General features: G+C 70.3%; 17 protein-coding genes. 7 read left to right on the top strand and 10 right to left on the bottom strand.

All coding sequences use genetic code 11. The annotated features are described in order from the left end of the window. Positions 1–3 precede the first annotated feature (3 nt). Entirely contained in the window at positions 4–1,449 is a 1,446-nt protein-coding gene (ahcY, locus tag LC438_RS11965; protein ID WP_223586692.1) for an adenosylhomocysteinase, read from the top strand. 9 nt (positions 1,450–1,458) lie between these two features. Here the strand turns inward: ahcY and LC438_RS11960 are convergent, their stop codons facing one another. Next, a complete protein-coding gene (locus LC438_RS11960; RefSeq protein WP_105672467.1) occupies positions 1,459–2,268 on the bottom strand; it encodes an RDD family protein in 810 nt (269 codons plus the stop codon). 16 nt (positions 2,269–2,284) lie between these two features. Between LC438_RS11960 and LC438_RS11955 the strand changes: the two genes are divergently transcribed. Beyond that, positions 2,285–3,277 (top strand): stage II sporulation protein M, encoded by a 993-nt coding sequence (locus LC438_RS11955; RefSeq protein WP_223587470.1) that lies wholly within the window; start codon positions 2,285–2,287, stop codon positions 3,275–3,277. Positions 3,278–3,352: 75 nt separating this feature from the next. Here LC438_RS11955 and LC438_RS11950 read toward each other — a convergent pair whose 3' ends face one another. The 5 genes from LC438_RS11950 to LC438_RS11930 form a co-directional block, all read right to left on the bottom strand. Next, positions 3,353–4,660 carry a DUF58 domain-containing protein gene (locus LC438_RS11950; RefSeq protein WP_223586691.1) on the bottom strand — a complete coding sequence of 436 codons (1,308 nt, stop codon included), beginning with the start codon at positions 4,658–4,660 and terminating at the stop codon, positions 3,353–3,355. Next, positions 4,661–5,584 carry a MoxR family ATPase gene (locus LC438_RS11945; protein ID WP_223587469.1) on the bottom strand — a complete coding sequence of 308 codons (924 nt, stop codon included), beginning with the start codon at positions 5,582–5,584 and terminating at the stop codon, positions 4,661–4,663. It abuts the gene before it with no gap. Positions 5,585–5,660: 76 nt separating this feature from the next. Further along, a complete protein-coding gene (locus LC438_RS11940) occupies positions 5,661–6,863 on the bottom strand; it encodes a DUF4350 domain-containing protein (RefSeq protein ID WP_105672463.1) in 1,203 nt (400 codons plus the stop codon). Continuing rightward, complete coding sequence (locus tag LC438_RS11935) at positions 6,860–7,501, bottom strand: DUF4129 domain-containing protein (RefSeq protein WP_223586690.1); 642 nt, start codon at positions 7,499–7,501, stop codon at positions 6,860–6,862. The genes LC438_RS11940 and LC438_RS11935 overlap by 4 nt, the downstream gene beginning before the upstream one ends. Continuing rightward, positions 7,498–9,003 carry a hypothetical protein gene (locus LC438_RS11930; protein ID WP_223586689.1) on the bottom strand — a complete coding sequence of 502 codons (1,506 nt, stop codon included), beginning with the start codon at positions 9,001–9,003 and terminating at the stop codon, positions 7,498–7,500. The genes LC438_RS11935 and LC438_RS11930 overlap by 4 nt, the downstream gene beginning before the upstream one ends. Positions 9,004–9,098: 95 nt before the next feature. Between LC438_RS11930 and mtrA the strand changes: the two genes are divergently transcribed. The 5 genes from mtrA (at position 9,099) to hpf (ending at position 14,726) form a co-directional block, all read left to right on the top strand. Beyond that, entirely contained in the window at positions 9,099–9,779 is a 681-nt protein-coding gene (mtrA, locus tag LC438_RS11925; RefSeq protein ID WP_105672460.1) for an MtrAB system response regulator MtrA, read from the top strand. A 7-nt stretch (positions 9,780–9,786) separates the two neighbouring features. Next, a complete protein-coding gene (gene mtrB / locus LC438_RS11920) occupies positions 9,787–11,475 on the top strand; it encodes an MtrAB system histidine kinase MtrB (protein ID WP_223586688.1) in 1,689 nt (562 codons plus the stop codon). Beyond that, positions 11,475–13,196, top strand: coding sequence for an LpqB family beta-propeller domain-containing protein (locus LC438_RS11915; protein ID WP_223586687.1), 1,722 nt, complete (start codon positions 11,475–11,477; stop codon positions 13,194–13,196). Before mtrB ends, LC438_RS11915 begins: the two co-directional genes overlap by 1 nt. A 107-nt stretch (positions 13,197–13,303) precedes the next feature. After that, positions 13,304–13,975, top strand: coding sequence for a ComF family protein (locus tag LC438_RS11910; protein WP_223586686.1), 672 nt, complete (start codon positions 13,304–13,306; stop codon positions 13,973–13,975). A 94-nt stretch (positions 13,976–14,069) separates the two neighbouring features. Next, a complete protein-coding gene (gene hpf, locus LC438_RS11905) occupies positions 14,070–14,726 on the top strand; it encodes a ribosome hibernation-promoting factor, HPF/YfiA family (protein WP_223586685.1) in 657 nt (218 codons plus the stop codon). Between the two features lie 70 nt (positions 14,727–14,796). Here hpf and LC438_RS11900 read toward each other — a convergent pair whose 3' ends face one another. The 4 genes from LC438_RS11900 to LC438_RS11885 form a co-directional block, all read right to left on the bottom strand. Further along, positions 14,797–16,125 carry a hypothetical protein gene (locus LC438_RS11900; RefSeq protein ID WP_105672455.1) on the bottom strand — a complete coding sequence of 443 codons (1,329 nt, stop codon included), beginning with the start codon at positions 16,123–16,125 and terminating at the stop codon, positions 14,797–14,799. A 76-nt stretch (positions 16,126–16,201) separates the two neighbouring features. Then, positions 16,202–18,985, bottom strand: a complete 2,784-nt coding sequence (locus LC438_RS11895) for an FtsX-like permease family protein (RefSeq protein ID WP_223586684.1) — start codon at positions 18,983–18,985, stop codon at positions 16,202–16,204. Continuing rightward, positions 18,982–19,704, bottom strand: coding sequence for an ABC transporter ATP-binding protein (locus tag LC438_RS11890; protein ID WP_223586683.1), 723 nt, complete (start codon positions 19,702–19,704; stop codon positions 18,982–18,984). The genes LC438_RS11895 and LC438_RS11890 overlap by 4 nt, the downstream gene beginning before the upstream one ends. After that, positions 19,704–20,321: a PadR family transcriptional regulator gene (locus tag LC438_RS11885; protein ID WP_105672452.1), complete on the bottom strand. Its 618-nt coding sequence runs from the start codon at positions 20,319–20,321 to the stop codon at positions 19,704–19,706. The genes LC438_RS11890 and LC438_RS11885 overlap by 1 nt, the downstream gene beginning before the upstream one ends. Between the last annotated feature and the right edge of the window lie 17 nt (positions 20,322–20,338).

Below are 20,338 nucleotides of genomic sequence, written 5' to 3'. Positions count from 1 at the left end.
GGCATGCCCGAGCTCGAGTACCGCGTCGCCGATCTGTCCCTGGCCGAAGCCGGCCGCCACCAGCTGCGGCTTGCAGAGAACGAGATGCCGGGGCTCATGGCCCTGCGCGCCGAGTTCGGCCCGGCGCAGCCGCTCAAGGGCGCCCGGATCGCGGGTTCCCTGCACATGACCGTGCAGACCGCCGTGCTGATCGAGACCCTGACCGCTCTCGGCGCCGAGGTCCGCTGGGCGAGCTGCAACATCTTCTCCACGCAGGACGAGGCCGCCGCTGCGGTCGTCGTCGGCCCGACCGGAACCGTCGACGCCCCGGGCGGTGTGCCGGTGTTCGCGTGGAAGGGCGAGACGCTCGACGAGTACTGGGCCTGCACGGAGCGGATCTTCGACTGGTCGGCATCCGGATTCGACGGACCGAACCTCATCCTCGACGACGGGGGAGACGCGACGCTGCTCGTGCACAAGGGCGTCGAGTTCGAGAAGGCCGGAGCCGTGCCCGCTGCGACGGATGCCGACTCGCACGAGTACACGATCATCCTCGACCTGCTCCGCGCCTCGCTCGCCGCGTCAACCGACCGATGGACGAAGATCGCCGCCGGACTCATCGGCGTGACGGAGGAGACGACGACCGGCGTCCACCGCCTGTACGAGCTCGCGGCCGCCGGCGATCTCCTGTTCCCGGCGATCAACGTCAACGATTCGGTGACCAAGAGCAAGTTCGACAACAAGTACGGCATCCGCCACTCGCTGCCCGACGGCCTGAACCGTGCGACCGATGTGCTGATGGGCGGCAAGGTCGCTTTCGTCTGCGGCTACGGCGACGTCGGCAAGGGTGCGGCGGAGGCCCTGCGCGGGCAGGGCGCCCGCGTGATCGTCAGCGAGGTCGACCCGATCTGCGCCCTGCAGGCCGCCATGGACGGCTTCCAGGTGGCGCGTCTCATCGACGTCGCAGGCGCCGTCGACATCGTCGTGACGGGCACGGGCAACCGCGACGTCGTGACGACCCAGCATCTGCTGGCGCTCAAGCACCTCGCGATCGTGGCCAACGTCGGTCACTTCGACAACGAGATCGACATGGCCGGTCTCGAGGCGCTCGACGGAGTCTCGAAGGTCGAGATCAAGCCGCAGGTGCACGAGTGGCGCCTCCCGAACGGACGCAGCGTGCTGGTGCTCAGCGAGGGCCGTCTGATGAACCTGGGCAACGCCACGGGGCACCCGTCCTTCGTCATGAGCGCCTCCTTCGCCAACCAGGTGCTGGCGCAGCTCGAGCTGTTCACGAACATCGAGGCGTATCCGACCGGCGTCTACACGCTGCCCAAGGCTCTCGACGAGAAGGTCGCCCGTCTGCACCTGGATGCTCTGGGCGTGCAGCTCACGCGACTCAGCGACGAGCAGGCCGCCTACATCGGCGTCCCCGTCGAGGGGCCGTACAAGCTGGAGCACTACCGCTACTGAGCGGGATGCTCAGACGCCGACGCGACGACCGGTCAGCTTCTCGGCGCGCGCGCCGGCGTTCTCCAGCGCGCGGCGCTCGCGCTCGCGGCGCAGCACGGTGACGCCGACGAGGACGACCTCGGGCGGCGCGGCGGGGATCGGCGAGACGAACGGCGAGGCTTCGGCCAGCAGCTCCCTGGCCACGCGCTCGCGTGCGGACGGCGTGAGGCGCGGCGCGCTCACCAGGAACTGCGAGATGCGGCGGGCGAGCCGATCGGGGAGACGCGCGACGTCGGCGATCTGCGCCCAGCCCGCGAGCATCGGCGGAAGGACGGGCGCCAGGGGGACGAGCTTCGGGGTGCGCACGCGCTGACTGTACGTGCCGGCCACCATGTCGCCCAGGCGCTGCGACCGAGCGCTGAACGCGCCGGCGAGGACGGCGACGCCGCCGAGGGTCATGTAGATCTCCAGCACGCCGAGCAGCGCGCGGATGAAGGCGTGGCGGAAACCGGTCGCTCCGCCGTCGAGGCGCACGATGCGTCCTCCGACGGCGAGCTTCCCGAGGCTGCGTCCCTTCAGGACGACCTCCATCGTGATCGGCAGCACCACGAAGCTGACGATGATCGCCATGATCGAGGCGATCGTGTCGGTCGCCTCGTCGAGGACGCCGATGCCGAGCAGCCACAGACGCACGAAGATCCACATCACGAACACCGCGACGCTGACGAGGATGTCGATGATCGCTCCGGCCGCCCGCAGCACGAAGCCGATCGGCTGCACGTCGATCGCCACGGCTTCGCCGGAGAGCATCTCGTCTGACGTATCGAACGGCACGGACATGAGTACAGTAAATCAGGTGGATGCCGATGCGCTGACCGATGCACGCCGCGCCGAGTGGGAACGACTCGACGAACTGAGCCGTGCGCGGCTGGACGGCGCCGGGGTCGACGAGCTCATCGTGCGCTACCGCGCGGCATCCGCGGATCTCGCCGATCTCAAGACCTCGGTGGGAGAGTCCCCGCAGGGCGCGTACCTGTCGACGATCCTGATCAGGGCGCGGCTGCGGCTGACCGGCGCGTCCGACAACGTCCTGACCCTCGCCGCCCGCTTCTTCGCCAGGCAGCTTCCCGCGGCGCTGTACCGGCTGCGCTGGACGACCCTCGTGATCGCCCTGTCGTTCATCGCGATCGCCGTCGGCACCGCCGTGTGGATCTCCAGCGACCCGGCCCTGATCGCGACGCTCGGCACTCCGGCCGACCTGAAGCAGTACGCGGATGAGAGCTTCACCGGGTACTACACCGAGAACCCGGCTGCCGTGTTCATGGGCATGGTGTGGTGGAACAACTTCTGGATCGCCCTGCAGTGCGTCCTGTTCGGCATCACGGGGATCTGGCCGGTCTATGCGATGGTCCAGAATGCGATGGGCGTCGGCGTCTCCGGCGCGGTCATGGCCGCGCACGACCAGGTCGACGTCATGATCCTCTACATCCTGCCGCACGGGATGCTGGAGATGACGAGCATCTTCGTGGCCGGCGCGGGCGGGCTGCACCTGTTCTGGGCGTGGGTCGCGCCGGGCCATCGGACCAGGGGGGAGTCCCTCGCCGCCGAGGGACGGTCTCTCGCGACCGTCGCGATCGGCCTGATCTTCGCGCTGTTCCTCGCCGGTCTGATCGAGGGTTTCGTCACGGGATGGTCGCTGCCCTGGCCGGTCAAGATCGGCATCGGCGCCGCGGCGCTCGCCGTGTTCCTCATCTACATGCTCGTGATCGGAGGTCGCGCCTACCGTCGAGGCGAGACCGGAGACCTCGTGGAGTACGAGGCCGGCACTCCGCGGCTCGTCGCCGGCTGAGTCGACTCCTGCGCGCCGGGCGACGCTCTCGGCGTGCAAGATGTCGCCGCAATGTTCGGCGGGCAGCTCTGCGGTTCAGAGCCGTCCGGCGGCCTTCAGCTCGAGGTAGCGGTCGGCGATGCGCGGGGGGAGCGTCTCCGGATCGGAGGCGATCGCCTCGCCTCCGGCGCGTCGGATCGCGTCGGCCACGTTCTCGGCGTCGCGCATGGTGCGCTCGGCCGCTGCGGCGAGGTAGACCTCCTCGCGCGAGTCGCGCCTCCTGGCGAGGTCCGAGATGCCGTCATCCGTCACCGAGCCGACGAGGATCGAGGTCGCCCGCGACGCATCGGGGAAGGCGCCGAGGAAGCCTCGGGCAGACTCCGCGGCATCCTGTGCGGTGAGCACGACGATCAGCGAGGGGCGTGTGGTGAGCGTGCGGACGGCGGCGAAGGCGCTCGGCCAGTCGGTGTCGACGAGACGCGCGTGCACGGGGGCCATCGCGTCGGTCAGCGCCGGGAGCAGCGCGGCGCCGTCGACGCCCGTGACCCTCGCGCGCACGACGCGGTCGTACATGAGCAGGTGCACGTGGTCTCCGGCGCGCGTCGCCAGGGCGGCGAGCAGAAGCGCGGCCTCGAGGGCCGCATCCACCCTGGTGCCGTCGCCGACGCGTGCGGAGGCCGTGCGGCCGGTGTCGATGATGATGACGACGTGACGATCGCGCTCGGGCCGCCAGGTCCGCAGCATCGTCGTGCCCGCGCGTGCGGTCGCCCTCCAGTCGATCGAGCGCACGTCGTCGCCGCGGACGTACTCGCGCAGCGAGTCGAACTCGGTGCCCTGCCCTCGGACCTGGATGCTCGTGTTGCCGTCGAGCTCCCGCAGCCGTGCGAGCCGCGAGGGCAGATGCTTGCGGGAGGAGAACGCGGGCAGCACGCGGATCGCACCGCGAACTCGGTGCTTCGACTGCCGGCCGGCGAGGCCGAGGGGGCCGCGCGAGCGGATCACCACGAACTCGCTGACGAGCTCGCCGCGCCGGCGGGGGAGCAGGGGGATGTCCGCGCGGCGGCGTTCGCCCGCAGGGATGCTCAGGCGCTGCCGCTCCGGCCCGGCGCCGGCGGTCGGCTGCCAGGCGTCGCGGATGAGGGCGTGCAGCGTGCGCGAGCCGAGATTGTGCACCGCGACGCTCACCGGGACGTGTTCGCCCAGTCGTGCTCGCGCGGGCACCCGGCGCGTCACCGCGGCTCTCGCGGGGCTCGCCGCCGTGAGCACGTCGACCGCGACGAGAACCGCGCACAGCCCCGCCCAGATGCCCAGCGCGGCGTACCCCGAGTAGCCCGCGAGTCCGGCGAGGACCAGCGGGATGATGCCGATGCCGAGAGCGACGGCGAGGCGACCGGTGACGAACACCTAGATCGGCACCCTGGTCTGCTGGACGACGGAGGTGAGCACGGCATCCGCCGAGACGCCTTCCATCTGCGCGTCCGGGCGCAGCTGGAGCCTGTGCCGCCAGACCGGCACCAGCATGGTCTGGATGTGGTCGGGGGTGACCGCGGTGGAGGAGTTCAGCCAGGCCCACGCCTTCGCCGCCGCGAGCAGGCCGGTGGATGCACGAGGGCTCGCTCCGAGCTCGACCGACGGGGACTGCCTGGTCGCCCTGGCGAGGTCGACCACGTAGCCGAGCACGTCGTCCGTGACCTCGACGAGGGCGGCCGCCGCCTGCGCGGCGCGGATCTCGTCGGCCGTCACGACGGACTCGACGCCGGTGAGCTCACGCGGCGAGAAGCCCGAGGCGTGCCTGCGGAGCACAGAGACCTCCGCGTCGCGCTCCGGCATGCCCACCACGAGCTTCATGAGGAAGCGGTCGAGCTGTGCCTCGGGCAGCGAGTACGTGCCCTCGTGCTCGATCGGGTTCTGCGTCGCGGCGACGAGGAACGGGTCGGGCAGGGCGCGGCTGACGCCGTCTGCGGACACCTGGCGCTCCTCCATGGCCTCCAGGAGCGCCGCCTGCGTCTTGGGCGGAGTGCGGTTGATCTCGTCCGCGAGGAGGATGTTGGTGAACACCGGGCCCGCGCGGAAGTCGAACTCGCCGGTGCGGGCGTCGTAGACGAGGGAGCCGGTGACATCGCCGGGCATCAGGTCGGGGGTGAACTGCACGCGCTTCGTGTCCAGGCCGAGGGCCCGTGCGAACGATCGCACGACCAGGGTCTTCGCCACGCCGGGCACGCCCTCCAGGAGCACGTGCCCGCGGGCCAGCAGTGAGACGAGCAGGCCCGTGACCGTGCCGGCCTGGCCGACGACGGCCTTGTCCACTTCCGCGCGCACGCGATGCATCGCCTGCCGCAGCTCGGCGTCGTTGAAGTTCTCAGCGGTCACGTGTCGTCCTCGGCTTCCGTCGGTGTGGAGAGGGTCATTCCGGCGTGCGCGGGCTGCGGGTCGAGTCGTCGACCGAGGTCTCCAACTCGTCGAGCTGACGCGCGAACAGGATCAGCGATGGGTCGTCTGCGGGCAGCGGTCCCGCCAGCAGGGTCTGCAGCGTGCCGCGGGGGATGCGCAGCCGGTCGGATGCGGCGTCCGCGATCTCGTCGGGGGTCGCGGTCACGGCGAGGCCGAGCCGTCTGGCGAGCCGACGTCGGCTTCCGTCGCGCAGCGCCTCGGCGGCGTGTGCGGAATCGGCCGCCTTGGCGGTCAGCCGCGCGCGGCCCTGCATGGTCTCGGATGCCCGCACCGTCACGGGAAGGGTCTCCGCCACCAGCGGGCCGAAGCGCTGGCCCCGCCACCAGGCGGCGGCGGCGCCGGCGAGGAAGAGGAGCAGGATCGCCGGTGTCACCCAGCCGGGGGTCAGGGATCCGAGGGTGTCGGGCGACTCGCCCTGGATGTCGGAGTCCTCGAAGGAGGGCACGTACCAGACGACCTTCTCGCTCTGGCCGAGCAGGGCGAGCCCGAGCGCCGCGTTGCCGTCCTCGGCGAGGTACGCGTTGCTGAAGAGGCGGCCGGCCTCGACGACGGTCCGACGGACGCCGCCGTTGTCGTCGACCAGCACGGCGGCGGCATCCGCGTCGCCGAAGCACCCCTTGACGCCGTCCGCGGGGGCGAACATCCGGTCGGGGCGGATGTCGCCGACCTTCGCGAACTCGGGCACGGTGCAGTCCGCGGAGACCGGGGTGGAGAGGCCGTTCGCGCTCGTGCCGATCCCCAGCAGGCTGAGCAGGTGCGAGCTCGTCGAGAGGAAGACGACCCGATCGGCCGGCTCGATCAAGCGCTCCAGCCCCTCGTCGGTGAGGGTGTAGGGGTTGGACATGACGAGAGTCGTGTTCTCGTCGAGTGCGGCGCGGGCGTCGTCGCGGGAGCGGGCGACGGTGACCTCGACCCCCTGGTCGCGGAGGAGCTCAGCCAGCGCCATCGCTCCGGAGTCGCCGACTCCTTCCGGGTCGAGGGATCCGCGTGACGACGGCATGGACACGCCCACCTGGATCGCGACGAACGCCCCGAGGATCACGAGGATCGCGACGATGGCCCAACCGCCCAGCGTGCCAAGACGGCGCCGACGTGGTGGGCGTTCCGCGGTGGACGCCGCAGACGCCGTCGCGGTGTCCTCTGCGACGAGGCTCATGCGGTCACCGCCTCGGGGTGCAGTGCGCAGAGCCGTTCGTCCACAGCGGCGAGCTGGGCGTAGCTGTCTGCCGTCGCCGGATGCCGCAGGTAGCGGACATCGTCGAAGGAGCCGGCGGCTGTCCGCACGGCAGAGGATTCGGACGCGAACACCGTGCCGACCTCGCGCGCGATCGACTGGGCCGTCGCCCCGGGGGCGGGGTCGATCAGGTCGCGTTCGAGGAGGCCGCGGGCGAGCGCCCGGAACCGGAGGACCGTGGCGTCGTCCCATTCGCCGGCGCGTGCGCTGCGCTCGGCGTCGGCCCGCAACTGCGCCGCGGTGCGGTCGTCGTCCGCTCCGAGCAGTCCGCCCAAGGCGCGCCGCACCGCTCGGGGGCGCTGCGGACGGCCCCAGATGATCAGCGCGGCGACGAGTGCGCCGAAGATCACGACGCTCACGACGATGAGGGCGCTCGGACCGACGGCGTTCGAGTTGTCGGAGGAGAACAGGTCGGCGAGGAAGCGGCCGATGTCGCGTGCCATGAGATCGAACCACGTCGGCTTCGCATCCGCGTAGCGAGGGTTCGAGAGCTCCTGCTCGGCCCACTGTCGCGCGTCGTCCCCATCGGGGACGACGACGTCGTCGAACGGACGGATCATGCCGCCCCGTCGGAACCGGGAGCAGCCCACCCGGTCTCCGGGGCGCGGTCGGACGGAGCGGCTTCCTGTGCGGGCGCGGCGGGCGGCTGCGGCGCCGCGGGCGTCGGATACGCAGGAGGCTGCGACGTCGGAGCAGGTGGCTGCTGTGCGTGTGCCGGCGGCTGCGGCGCATGCGGTTGCTGCGGAGCGTAGGCAGGTGGCTGCTGCGGTGCGTATGCGGGCGGGTGCGGGGTCGCCGCGCCGGTCTGCGGGTACGGCGGCGCCGGGGCGTACTGCTGCGGAACCGGGTATCCCTGACCCGGGTACGGAGCGGTGGGGTTGCTCTGCACCGGATACTGCGCTGCATACCCCTGTGCGGGGTACCCCTGACTCGCGGCATAGGTGGCCTGCGCCACCGCCCACTCCGGCGGCTGCACGGGCGGGGGAGCGTCGGTGACGGCACGCGCGGGGTCGACGACGAAGGGATCGCCGAGCTGATCCTCTGTCCAGCCGAGGTCGCGCCTCTCGACATGGGCGATCAGCGTCTGATCGAGGCCTTCGTAGCGCATCCGACTGTCGACGTAGACGAGCGTGCCCGCCGTGCTCTGCACGACCAGGGTGATCGCCTGGAGGATCAGGAGGAGGATCTGCGGCACCAGCAGAGCCAGCACGAAGCCGAACACGGCGCCGGGGTCGGCTGAGCTGCCCGTGGGCATGATGACTCCGCCCAGAAGGCCGGCGAACAGGGAGACGGGGATGCTCACCACCTGGGTGGCCACACCCATGATGATGCCGATGAGGATCGTCACGCCCCACGCGACCCAGAAGCGCCCGCGCGTGAGTCGCCAGGAACGCACGAGGGCGCCGCGCAGGGTCGCGCGTTCGAGCACGAGCACGGACGGCACCAGCAGGAGCTTGGTGCTCAGCCAGACCGAGAGCGGGATCATCGCGAGGATCAGGATGATGACGACCGCCACGATGATGCCGATCTGGTCGGTCCCGTTGCCGCCCACGGCGACGATGATCCCGGCGATCACGGCGAACACGACGGCGACGACGCCGAAGACGGCGAGCACGGCCAGCATCGAGAAGCCGGCGAGACGCCAGAAGGACGGCGCCATCCTGCGCCACAGCGTGCCCAGCGACGCCTTCACGCCGACCGCGCCGTATCCGACCTCGGCCGCGACGACGCCCTGCATCATCGCGGTGAAGGCCACCGATGCCAGTCCGACCGCGATGCCGGCGACGAGATTCATGGCGATGGTCCCCGCGAAGATCGACTCGAAGTCGGGGGACGAGATCGACACGGACTGCAGGCGCGCGAACGTGGTGAAGAACACGTAGCCCATCACGACGGAGCTCAGCACGACGACGAACAGCTGCACGACGACTCCGAAGCCGAACAGCACCTTCGGATTGTGGCGCAGCGCCGAGAACGATCGCCCCAGCAGCATCCCGAACGTCAGCGGATGCAGGGGGATGAGCCCCTTCTTCGGGGCAGGGGTCCAGGTCTGGCCACTCACAGCACTCCCTCCGTCGTGCGCTCCCATCGTGTCACAACACGTCCAAGATGCGCAGACACCGGATCGGTGGTACCCAGTGCCATAAGGTAACTGTTATGACCTCACGCATTCTTGTGGTCGACGACGACACCGCGCTCGCAGAGATGATCGGCATCGTGCTGCGCACCGAGGGCTTCGAGCCGGTGTTCTGCGCCGACGGTGCGCGGGCGGTCGAGGAATGGCGCACCCAGCGCCCCGATCTCGTGCTGCTCGACCTCATGCTCCCGGGTATGGACGGGATCGAGATCTGCACCCGTATCCGTGCAGAATCCGGCGTGCCGGTGATCATGCTCACGGCTCGCAGCGACACCGCCGACGTGGTCCGCGGACTGGAGGTCGGCGCAGACGACTACATCGTCAAGCCCTTCAATCCGAAGGAGCTCGTCGCGCGCATCCGCACGAGGCTCCGTCCGGCCCCGCAGCAGACCAGTGAGCAGCTGCGCGTCGGCGACCTCACCGTCGACGTCGACGCGCACGAGGTGCGCAGAGGAACGGCTCCGATCGCCCTCACTCCGCTGGAGTTCCAGCTCCTGGTCGCTCTCGCCTCCAAGCCGCAGCAGGTCTTCTCGCGCGAGATGCTCCTGGAGCAGGTGTGGGGCTACCACTACAAGGCAGACACCCGTCTGGTGAACGTGCACGTGCAGCGACTGCGCGCGAAGGTCGAGCTCGACCCGGACAACCCCAAGATCGTCATGACGGTGCGTGGCGTCGGCTACCGCGCCGGGAGCGTCGGCTAGGCGCATCATGGCCGCGACGACAGCGACCACCACGGCGGTCGCTGTCCTTCGCGACTGGCGCGGCTGGCCGTCCTCTCTGAGCCTGCTCTGGCGGCGCTCGCTGCGGTTCCGGACCTTGACCGTCACTCTTCTGCTGACGTCGCTGGCGATCCTCGTCACCTGCGTCACGATGGCGCTCGTCATCCAGGGGGATCTCTTCGACTCGCGGAAGAACGAAGTGCTGGAGGACGCGCGCAGGGCGGTCGATCAGGCCCAGGCCGTGCTCGACTCCGCGGCGATCAGCGACGACCCCGCTGCGCTGTCCGAGCTGTGGGACAGCGTGCAGAGGGACCTCGCGCGCAACTCGACCGCGGAGGGGATCGCGGGCATCCGGATCAACGCGAAGGCCGGGACGGATACGGCCGCCGTGCGCCTGAACGGGTTCACGGCGGGACTGAGCGAGAACCTCATCACGCAGGCGCTGCGCTTCCGCGTCGTCGAGTTCGACGACAGGCAGACATGGCAGTCCGTCGCGCTGACGGTGTCGGGCAGGGAGGTGCCGGGGATCATCGTCGGCCAGCAGATCAAGGTGCCTCAGGCCGGTCCGTTCCAGATGTACTTCTCCTACGATCTCTCCGACGCCGATCAGACGCTGTCCTTCGTGCAGCGGACGCTGTGGATCGCCGGGATCGGCCTCGTCGCGATCGTCGCCGCGATCTCCTTCATCGTGCTTAGGACCGTGTCGACGCCGATCGTCGAGGCCGCGGAGACGAGTGCTCGGCTCGCCTCCGGTGATCTCGGCGTCCGCCTCGAAGTGCGAGGCGAAGACGAGCTGGCGACGCTCGGTCGTTCGTTCAACGCCATGGCGGACAGCATCGAGGCGCAGATCAAGGAGCTCGGCGAGCTCTCTCTCGTGCAGCAGCGGTTCGTGTCCGACGTGTCGCACGAGCTGAGGACGCCGTTGACCACGATCCGCCTCGCGGCAGACATGCTCAACGACCAGCGCGACGAGTTCGACCCCGTGATGTCGCGGACGACGGAGCTGCTGCACACCCAGGTGCAGCGGTTCGAGACCCTGCTCTCCGACCTGCTCGAGATCAGCCGCTACGATGCGGGCTCCGTGCAGCTGGAACTCGAGGCGACGAGCCTCGCGCACCTCGCCGAGGACATGATCGATCAGATGCGGCCGCTCGCCGAGGGGCACGACACCGAACTGCGTCTCGTCGCCCCCGGCGGATACTCTCCCGTGGACATGGATCCGCGCAGGGTGCGGCGCGTGCTGCGCAACCTCATCGGGAACGCGATCGAGCACGGCGAAGGACGCCCCGTGGTCATCACGGTGGACAGCAATCAGCACGCCGTCGCCGTCGGGGTCAGGGATTCCGGCCTCGGGATGGAACCGGACGACGCAGAACGCGTGTTCGACCGGTTCTGGCGGGCCGACCCCTCGCGCCAGCGCACGATCGGCGGGACGGGTCTCGGCCTGTCGATCGCGCTGGGCGACGCGATGCTGCACGGCGGCACCCTCGCGGTGTGGTCGGAGATCGGTGTGGGCACCAATTTCGTCCTCACGCTGCCCCGTCATCAGGGAGTGATCGACGGGCCGTCCCCGGTGCCGCTGGAACCACAGGAGCCCCTGGCCGAGCTCACCGATGCGACCCAGCCGATCGAGCTCGCCGACCTGCCCCCGCATCTGTTCGACGAGGGGAGCCTCTGATGGCGCGGCGCACCTCACGCATCCTGCGCACGATCGTCGCGGCGGCGGCGGCCGCCCTCCTGCTCTCGTCGTGCACCGGCCTGCCGACCAGCGGAGACCCGAAGCAGGGACTCGCGCTGGGGGAGTCGTCAGAGGTCCCCGAGATCCTCCTGCTCGCGTCGGATCCGCTTCCCGGGGCGAGTCCGAGGAAGATCGTCGACGACTTCCTCGAGGCTGCGGTGACGCCGACCGACGTCTGGGCCGTGGCGAGGAAGTTCCTCACGCCCGAACTCGCGGCGACCTGGCGCCCCAGTGAGGGCGTCTCCATCGACGAGAGCTCGTCCTCGCGGACGTTCGTCTCCGATGCGGAGGACGTCTCCGACGCGAAGAACGGCGACACCGTGGAGATCCAGGTCGGGATCGACATGGTCGCGAGCGTGGACGGAACGGGCGCGTACTCGGCGGCCACGGGGACCTCCTCCCTCACCTTCTCCGTCGTCAAGACCGAGGGCGAATGGCGCATCTCGAAGGCCCCGAACGGCATCGTCATCGACCAGTCGCGCTTCCCGCAGGTGTTCGGCGACTATCCGCTGCAGTACTTCGACGAGGGCTGGTCGCGGCTGGTCCCCGACGTCCGCTGGCTTCCTCGACGCGAGAGCATCGCGACGGCGGTCACGCAGACCCTGATCGAGGGCGCACCCAGCCCGTGGTTGGAGCCGGCGGTCCAGAGCGCGTTCCCGTCCGATGTCAAGCTCGCCCGCGACGCCGTGTTCATCGATGCCGAACTGGTCGCGGACGTCGCATTGAACCGGGCCGCGCAGGGCCTCGACCCGACGACGCTCTCGCGCATGCGCACGCAGCTCCAGGCGACGCTCAAAGCGGCGGGCATCCACGTCAGTCAGGTGCGGTTCACCATCGACGGACGCGCCCTCAACGCGGGAGTGGTGAAGGTCGTCGAAGAGCCTGCGGATGTGGGGAGCATCGTGCTGAAGGACGGCGCGTTCGGGACCATCGTGGGCACGGAGATCACCCCGCTCGCCGGGATCAGCGGGGCGGTCCTCGGCCTCCCGCTGCCCGCGACGGCGATCGATGTGTCGGTGGACGAGTCCCACGCGGCCATCCGGCTCACGGACGGAAAGGTGTTCCTCGCAGGAGGTGGCAGTCTCGACGAGCTCGACGCGAGGCCGGGGCTGATCGCGCCGTCTCTCGACCCCTATGGCTACACGTGGTCCGTGCCGGCGAGCGCGCCGGGACAACTGTTCGCGGTGGGCGACGATGTCGTGCGTCATGATGTCGCCGATGCCTGGCCGGGCGCGTCCGAGGTGTCGGCGATCCGGGTCTCCTCCGATGGAGCTCGCGTGGCCGCGATCGTGGTGGTCGGCGGGGAGCGGTGGGTCGTCGTCTCCGCGGTGGTGCGGGACGGCAACGGCATGCCGACGAGTCTCGGCGACGCCCTGCAGGTCGCTCGGCTCGACGGACCCGCGAACGACGTGGTGTGGCTCGGTTCCGATCGCCTCGGCATCCTGACGGAAGTGGATGGGCCCAAGATCCTGACGCAGATCGTCGGAGGCCCGGGGACCTTGGAGACCGCGCCGGCCGGGGCGGCGTCGATCGCGGGCGCGAAGAGTTCATCGGGTATGCGGGTGCTCGCCTCGAGCGGCTCGCTCTTCGCGCGCAGCGGGTCCGCCTGGCGGGAGTCGACCAAGGGCATCCTGCTGCTCGCAACGCGCGCAGGGCGCTGAGAGACCTCTCCTCCCCAGTGTGAAGCCGGAGGGAGAGTCTCCACCGATCCCGGTGACCACGACCGCTCTCACGTCGTCTCCGTGCCGAAGGACGGCATGATCGGTGGATGCATCCTCCACACTGGCGCGCGATCGGCGCCGAGATCGGGGCGTTCCTGCTCGCCGCCTCGTGCGCCGGCTGCGATCTGCCGGGCGTCTTCCTCTGCGAGGGTTGCCGCGGCGCGCTGACGCCCGCTCCGCGCGAGCTCCGGACCCCGGGCGGGCTCCGAGTACGCGCGGCGTTGCCGTTCGAGGGGGTGGCGGCGCGCTGCATTCGCAGCCTGAAGGGAGAGGGCGCAACGGTGCTCGCGCGCCCACTCGGCACCACGCTGTCGGGCGCTCTCCTCGATGAGCTCGACGATGGCATCCGTGCGTCGCCGATCCCGACCTCACGCGCGGCCTTCCGCCGTCGGGGGTACCGGGTGCCCGACATGCTCCTCGCGCGTGCCGGTGTCGCTCCGTGGCGCCTGCTGGGGCACTCTGGTGCACGCGCCGACCAGCGCGGGCTGGGGAGGGCGGAGCGCGCGCAGAACGTGCGGGGGAGCATGCGCGCTCGGCGGCGGGGTGAGGGCGCACGCGTCGTGCTGGTCGACGACGTCGTCACGACGGGGGCGACGTTCGACGAGGCCGCGAGAGTGCTCGGTCAGGCGGGATTCGAGGTCGTCGCGGCCGTGGCGCTCGCGGCGACGGCGCGTCACAGCGGGCTCAGAGGAGACGCACCGACGACACGGAGCAATTGAGTGGTGACAACGGCCGACGAGCGGACTACGGTTGGGCAGAACAAGGCGACCACGGTCCGCCCTTGGCCGGGTGGACCGGGACAAGGAGGCAGCAATGGAAACAAGCATCGTTGGCGTCGGAGTGGGTATCACCGATCGCTTCCGAACCGTTGTCGAAGAGAAGATCGCCAGGATCCAGATGCTCGCGTCCCGAGCGCAGCGGCTGGACGTGAAGGTCACCCACCGTGTGTATCGGAACGGGCACGTACCTGACGAGACCGTCGAGCTGACGCTGGTCGGCAAGGGACCCGTGGTCCGTGCCGAGGCCACGGACGGCGACAAGTTCGTCGCCCTCGACCTCGCGGTCGACAAGATGTCCGAGCAGCTGCGTCGGGCGAAGGAGAAGAGGGTCGACGGGCGCCAGCACCCACGAGGCGCGCACTTCGAGAAGGGCAGCGGAGCCCTGGAGGGAATCGACGTGCAGCCGGCATCCGTCGACGTCCTGCACGCCGTCGCCACCGGGAGCGTCCCGGTGCAGAGCGAGGAAGAAGACGCCTACTCGCCCGTCGTCATCCGCACCAAGAGCTTCGACGCCGAATGGATGACGGTGGAGGAGGCGGTTGACCGCATGGAGCTGGTCGGACACGACTTCTTCCTGTTCGTCGATGTGCGCACCGACCACCCGAGCGTCGTGTATCGCCGCAAGGGATGGGACTACGGCGTCATCGCGCTGAGCACCCAGGCGCCGCCGTCCGAGGCACTCGCCTCCTGAGAGGAAATGCGAAAGGCCCGGTCCCTCCACAGGGGCCGGGCCTTTCGGCGTGAGAAGACGCGTCGCCGTGTCAGTCGAAGATCCCGTCGAGGATGCTGCCGATCACGAGTCCGCCGAGGATGCCGGAGGCGATGTCGCCGCCGCCGCCCCGACTGCCGCCGCGGGGTCCACCGCCCCATCCGCCGCCGCCCCAGCCCTGATCCTGCGGGCGTGAGGAGTCGATGTCGCGCTGAGCGAGCTGCAGCGCCTCTGACGCCAGGTGAGCCACGCGGCGAGCGCCGGTGAGCGCCTCCTCGCGCGTCTCTTCGGCGGGAAGCAGGTCGGAGAGATCGACGCGCAGACGCTCGGCTTCGGCGAGCCGTGTGCGTGCGTCCGCGCCGATCCAGCCGCGGTGTCCGGAGATGAGACCGCGGGCGACGCCGAGCTGACGATCGGCGTCATCGATGGCGTGCTGCACCTGCTGGATGCTGGGGAGAGGGTTCTCCGCGCGGTACCGTGCCTTGGCGATGGCCTCGTCGAGCGCCGTGTTGGCGGCGCGGAGCTGGGAGAGCTCGCCGAACGGGTCGCCGGGGGTGCCGGCGGGGGTGAGCGCGTCCAGGGCCTTCTGAAGCGCGGTGACGGCGGAGGCCACCGCGGGGACCTGAGGGGCCGTACGCGCTGCGATGAGGTCAGATCGGGAATCGGCGACGACCTCGGCCAGCGTCGACTCGGCGCGAAGGGCCTCGATCTCGAAGTCCTCGACCGCGTCGAGCAGTGCGGACGCGCGCCGGGTGGCCTCGGTCGCCGTCTCCAGCGCGAGGTTGGCCTCTTCGTTCTGCTTCGACGCGCGGCGTCGCTCCGACACATCGGCGCCGTGGGTGGCGAACGCGATGAGCTGCTCCGCCTCGGCCGCGCTCGCGGTGATCTGGTTCATCGCCGAATCGGCGTACCGGGAGTTCAGGCGGTTGACCGTGTCGTTCGTCTGCGGGATGCGGGCGCTGAGGGCGGCGGCATCCGCGCGCACCTGCGCGATCACCTCGGGAGCTCGCCGCACCTTGGCGATCGACTCCGCCAGCACGGAGGTCTTCTCGTCGAGGAGATCCTGGGCCCAGTCGCACAGCTGTGCGATGCGCGCGTTGCGTGTGCGCAGCTCCTCCGGCGTGTCCGGGATCTCGTCGTGGTTGAGCTGGTGCAGCTGGAACGCCTCGCGCAGGTGGGTGCGCACGGCTGTCAGCGCCGCCTTGAGGTCGGCGGTCAGCGACTCGCCGAGCTCTGCCTCCGCGAACGACAGCTCATCGGAGGTCGAACGGATCCGCTCGTCTGTCGCGACCAGTGCCTGTTCCGCCCGCCGTGCGAGATCGGCGTCCTGAGCCGCCAGCTCTTCCTGCTCGCGCTTGCGTCTGCCCCAAATTCCAGCCATGATCCGATCCTAGTAATCCGTGCGAATGCGCAGGCTGTGCATCCGCCTGAGAGCGCGCCGGTTCGCTCACAGCGTGTCAGGCGATCGCGGTTCGTCGGATCAGCTCGGGTCTGCGGGGAGGCACGAGCCAGCTCACCAGCGCGATGCTCACCGGCAGAGCGAGCACGAAGAGCGCGAGCACGGTCCAGGGCGCATCAGCCAGGAGAAGGTCGCCGCGCGACTGGATGGCGAACCCGATCGGCGGGAGCACCCCGGCCGCCGCTCCGGCGATCGTGCCGAACCCGGCGATGATCAGGCCCTGCCAGAATCCGATGCGGCGGCGCAGACCCGCCGTCCCTCCCACAGCGGAGAGCGTGGCGTCATCGGGCCGGCGTTCGACCCGCGCGAGGCTGAGCGCCACCGCGCTGGCGCCGAGGACCAGCGTCGCGACGGCGGCGATGATCGGCGCCATCCACATCGCATCGTCGGGGGGACCCTGCTCCCATCCGGCGGTGAGCGCCCAGGAGGAGGTGCTGAGCGTGTCCGCCTCCGACATGATGCGGTCGCGGGTCTCGGCCGACGGCGGCGAGTCGAAGGACGCGACGAGAGATCGCGGCTGCCAGGCGATGCCGAGCGACGCCGCGGTGTCGGGTGCGATCGCGATCAGGGTCGGCTGAAGGGGGAGCGGCACCGAGATCGCCGGGATCGTCTTCTGCCAGACAGGGGCGTGATCGACGGATTCCGCGGAGATCCAGATGTTGTCCGGCATCCCTCCCTCGTACGCCTGCGCACCCGTCCACGCGGCGAGCTCGACGGACCCGTCGGTGACGAAGCGCGGATCGGCGGAGAGCGCGGCGCCGTCGCGGTAGTCCCGCAGCTGCTGCGGGGTCAGTCGGACACCGAGAGCCGTCTCGATCTCCTCCGGCGCGATCACCGAGAGCGGGTTCGACGGATCCTGTCCGCGAGACGTGTAGGAGTCCTGTTCCGTGGGGTCGATGAGATGCTCGTCGGGCAGCAGGGCGATCGCCGAGACGACGTCGTCGGGGACCTCGTCGGCTGACGGGTAGATCCAGACGGGCACCTGGGCGCCGATGGTCGCGATGCCGGTGGCGCTCGCCGCGTGCGCGAGCTCTCTGGCCGCCGTCTCGGCATCGGCGGCCTGCTCCGTGGTGAGCGCGAAGGGACCGGCCGTGTCCGAAGGCTGGAAGGCGACGGACATGCTCCCGACGGGCGCCTGGTAGAACCAGTTCCGTGCGGACTGCGCATTCTGCATCGAGTACGCGCCGAGCGCGAAGACGCCGATGAAGACGGTAGCGGCGATGGCAGCGAACGCCGGAACGGTGCGCGAGGCGTTCGTCGAGGCGTCCCGCGCGGCGAGACGGGCGGCCAGCCCGATCCGGGACATCGCGCGTGCGGTGATCCAGAGCAGCCAGCGCCCGGAGAGCAGGATGCCGATCTGCGCGACGATCGGGCCGACCACGATGCCGACCGGCGGGATCGTGCGCAGCGGCGAGTCCCACGGGAGGTCCGAGGAGGTCACCGCGACGACCGCGAGAGCCGAGCCGATCGTGACGGCGACGCCGAGGAGCATGAGCGCGGACCCGAGCACCGGTCGGGATGCTCGGGGCGTCTGAGGGCGGCGCGAGCCGCGCAGCGCGCCCAGGACGTCGGAGCGCGCCACGGTGTGCGCAGGAGTCGCGGCAGACACCGTTCCCACGATGACGGCGAACACGAGGATCGCGAGGAGGAACTCCCAGGGGAGGTGGAACCCGGGGAACGCGGTCGCTGATCCGTCGTCGAGCATCCGCAGGATCAGGGCGGCGGCGCCGACGCCGATGACCGCCCCGACGACGCCCCCGATCGACCCGAGCATCGTGCCCTGCAGGACCACGATCCTGCGCAGGTCGCCCGACGAGGCGCCGACGCTCGCCGCGACCGCGAGCGCATGCTGCTGGCGCCGGGCGGACACGGCGAACGCGGCACCCGCGAGCATGACCACCACGTAGGCGGCGAACACCCCGGCGGCGGAGAGGATGATGAGCATCGAGTACCGCGCAGACCAGTACTCGTCGTAGGGGAGCTCCGCGTCCGTGCCGCGGAGGTCGGGCGGGTCCAGAACCACCGTGCGGGAGAACGCGACGATCCCCTGCTCGTTCAAGGACGTGACGTCGCTCCAGCCCAGTTCGTGCTCGGGAAGGTACCAGCGCTTCTCTCCGGCGAGAGCGTCGGACGACGGGAGGAAGAGAGCGGGGACATCGTCTGCGAGAGGAGCGGCGCTCATCGTCCCGACGACCGTGAACCTCGATCCGCTCTCGGCGAGGGTGACGGCATCTCCGACGGAAATCTGCAGCCGCGTCATCGTCGCGGGTGTCGCAAGAGCCTCCCGGGCGTCGTTCGGCCTCCGTCCGTCGATGAGGTCGAACCGCCCCGACAGTCGCGGATCCCAGGACTCCCCGGACCAGGCGGGCATCCCGGTCACGCCGTCGGGGGTGACGACGCGCACCGTGCCCTCGACGAGGGGGATGGCGGCGGTTCCCTCCGGCAGGAGAGCCATCGGGTCGGCGACGGCGGTACCGGACGGGGCGTCGACGAGATCCGACGAGTAGCCGGTCCAGTCCGGCTGCGTCGGCGACTGCCAGAAGCCGTCGCCGGGGAGCCCCTTCACCGCGATCCAGGCCTCGGCGCGCCCCAGCTCGCTGGTGACGCGCTCCTGTGGGGTGGCGATCGTGCTGGCCGCGATGATCGCGTACGCGGTCATCGCGGCGATCGGCAGCATGATGAGCACCCCGATGAGGATGCTCGACAGCATCGCCCTGCGCACCTGACGCCGGGCCAGTCGCGCGGCCACGCGCCAGCGCGCACCGGATCCGCCGCGGGTCATCTCCCGCTGCCCGCGAGCAGGACCTCCGCGCCCTGGCGTCTGGTCTCGTCCACGATGCGTCCGTCGCGGAGGAACACGATCCTGTCGGCGAACGCCGCGTGGCGGGCCTCGTGGGTCACGAGGATGCCGGCGGCACCGGCGTCGATCCTCTCCCGCAGCATCCTCAGCACCAGCTCGCCGGTGACCGAGTCGAGGGCGCCGGTGGGCTCGTCGGCGAGGATCAGCCTGCGTCCTCCGACGACGGCCCTGGCGATCGCGACCCGCTGCTGCTGACCTCCGGAGAGGTCGTCGGGATAGGCGTCGATCCTGTCGGCGAGGCCCACGGAGAGCAGCGCCTCCTCCGCGGCCCGCCTGGCCACGCCGTTGCGGAACCCGTCGAGCTCGAGCGGAAGAGTCACGTTCTCGATCGCGGAGAGGGTGGGGATGAGGTTGAAGTCCTGGAAGACGAAGCCGAGCGACCGGCGACGGAGCTGCGCGAGCTCCTTCGGCGACTGCTCGCTGAGGTACGCACCCTCGATGATGACCTCTCCGGTCGTCGGCTTCGCCAGGCCCCCTGCAATCGAGAGAAGAGTCGACTTCCCCGATCCGGAGGCGCCCATGACCGCGACGAGCTCGCCGCGGGATACGTCGAGATCGACGCCGGACAGGGCCGACACCGCGGTCGCTCCCTGTCCGTACTGCTGGGTCACTCCGACGAGTCGGAGCACCGTCTCGGTCATCAGCTCTGCTCGGCGCCGGCGAGTGCGGCATCCGTCTTCGCCGGACGGCCTCGCTTGGGCCGATCAGCGGTGAGCTCGAGTCCCATGGTGTGCCGCGGGTGCAGCGCGAGCCGCTGCTCGGTGTGGTCCAACCAGCGCACCTCCGCCTCTGCCGCGAAGATCATCGAGTCGATGACGAGAGCCCAGGACAGCTCCTCCGGCCCCTCGGGGTCGCCGCCGGCGTACTTCGCGCGCTGCAGAGTCTGCAGCTGCGTGAGCGACGCGGTGCGCTGGGTCTGGATCACGCCGGCGACGTCGACCCCGGGCAGGGTCGCCGCCACGGCCAGCTTGATCGCGAGCTCGTCCCTCGTGGCCTGTGCGCGCACGACAGGGGAGGACAACCAGTCGGCGACCTCCGCCGAGCCCGCCTCGGTGATCTGCCAGTAGATGTGCCCCTGCTCGTCGGCGTCGCCGCGTTCGACGAGGCCGTCGCGTTCGAGCCTCTCCAGGGTGTTGTAGATCTGACCGACGTTCAGCGGCCAGGTCGACCCGGTGCGACGATCGAACTCATGGCGCAGCTGGTAGCCGTAGCAGGCGCCCTGATCGAGGATGGCGAGCAGGCTCTGACGAACCGACATGGGGGACCTCCCTGAGC

It is taken from the genome of Microbacterium sp. OVT16B, from assembly GCF_019969705.1.
Taxonomy (GTDB): domain Bacteria; phylum Actinomycetota; class Actinomycetes; order Actinomycetales; family Microbacteriaceae; genus Microbacterium; species Microbacterium natoriense.
This window is presented reverse-complemented; position numbering and strand designations above follow the sequence as displayed.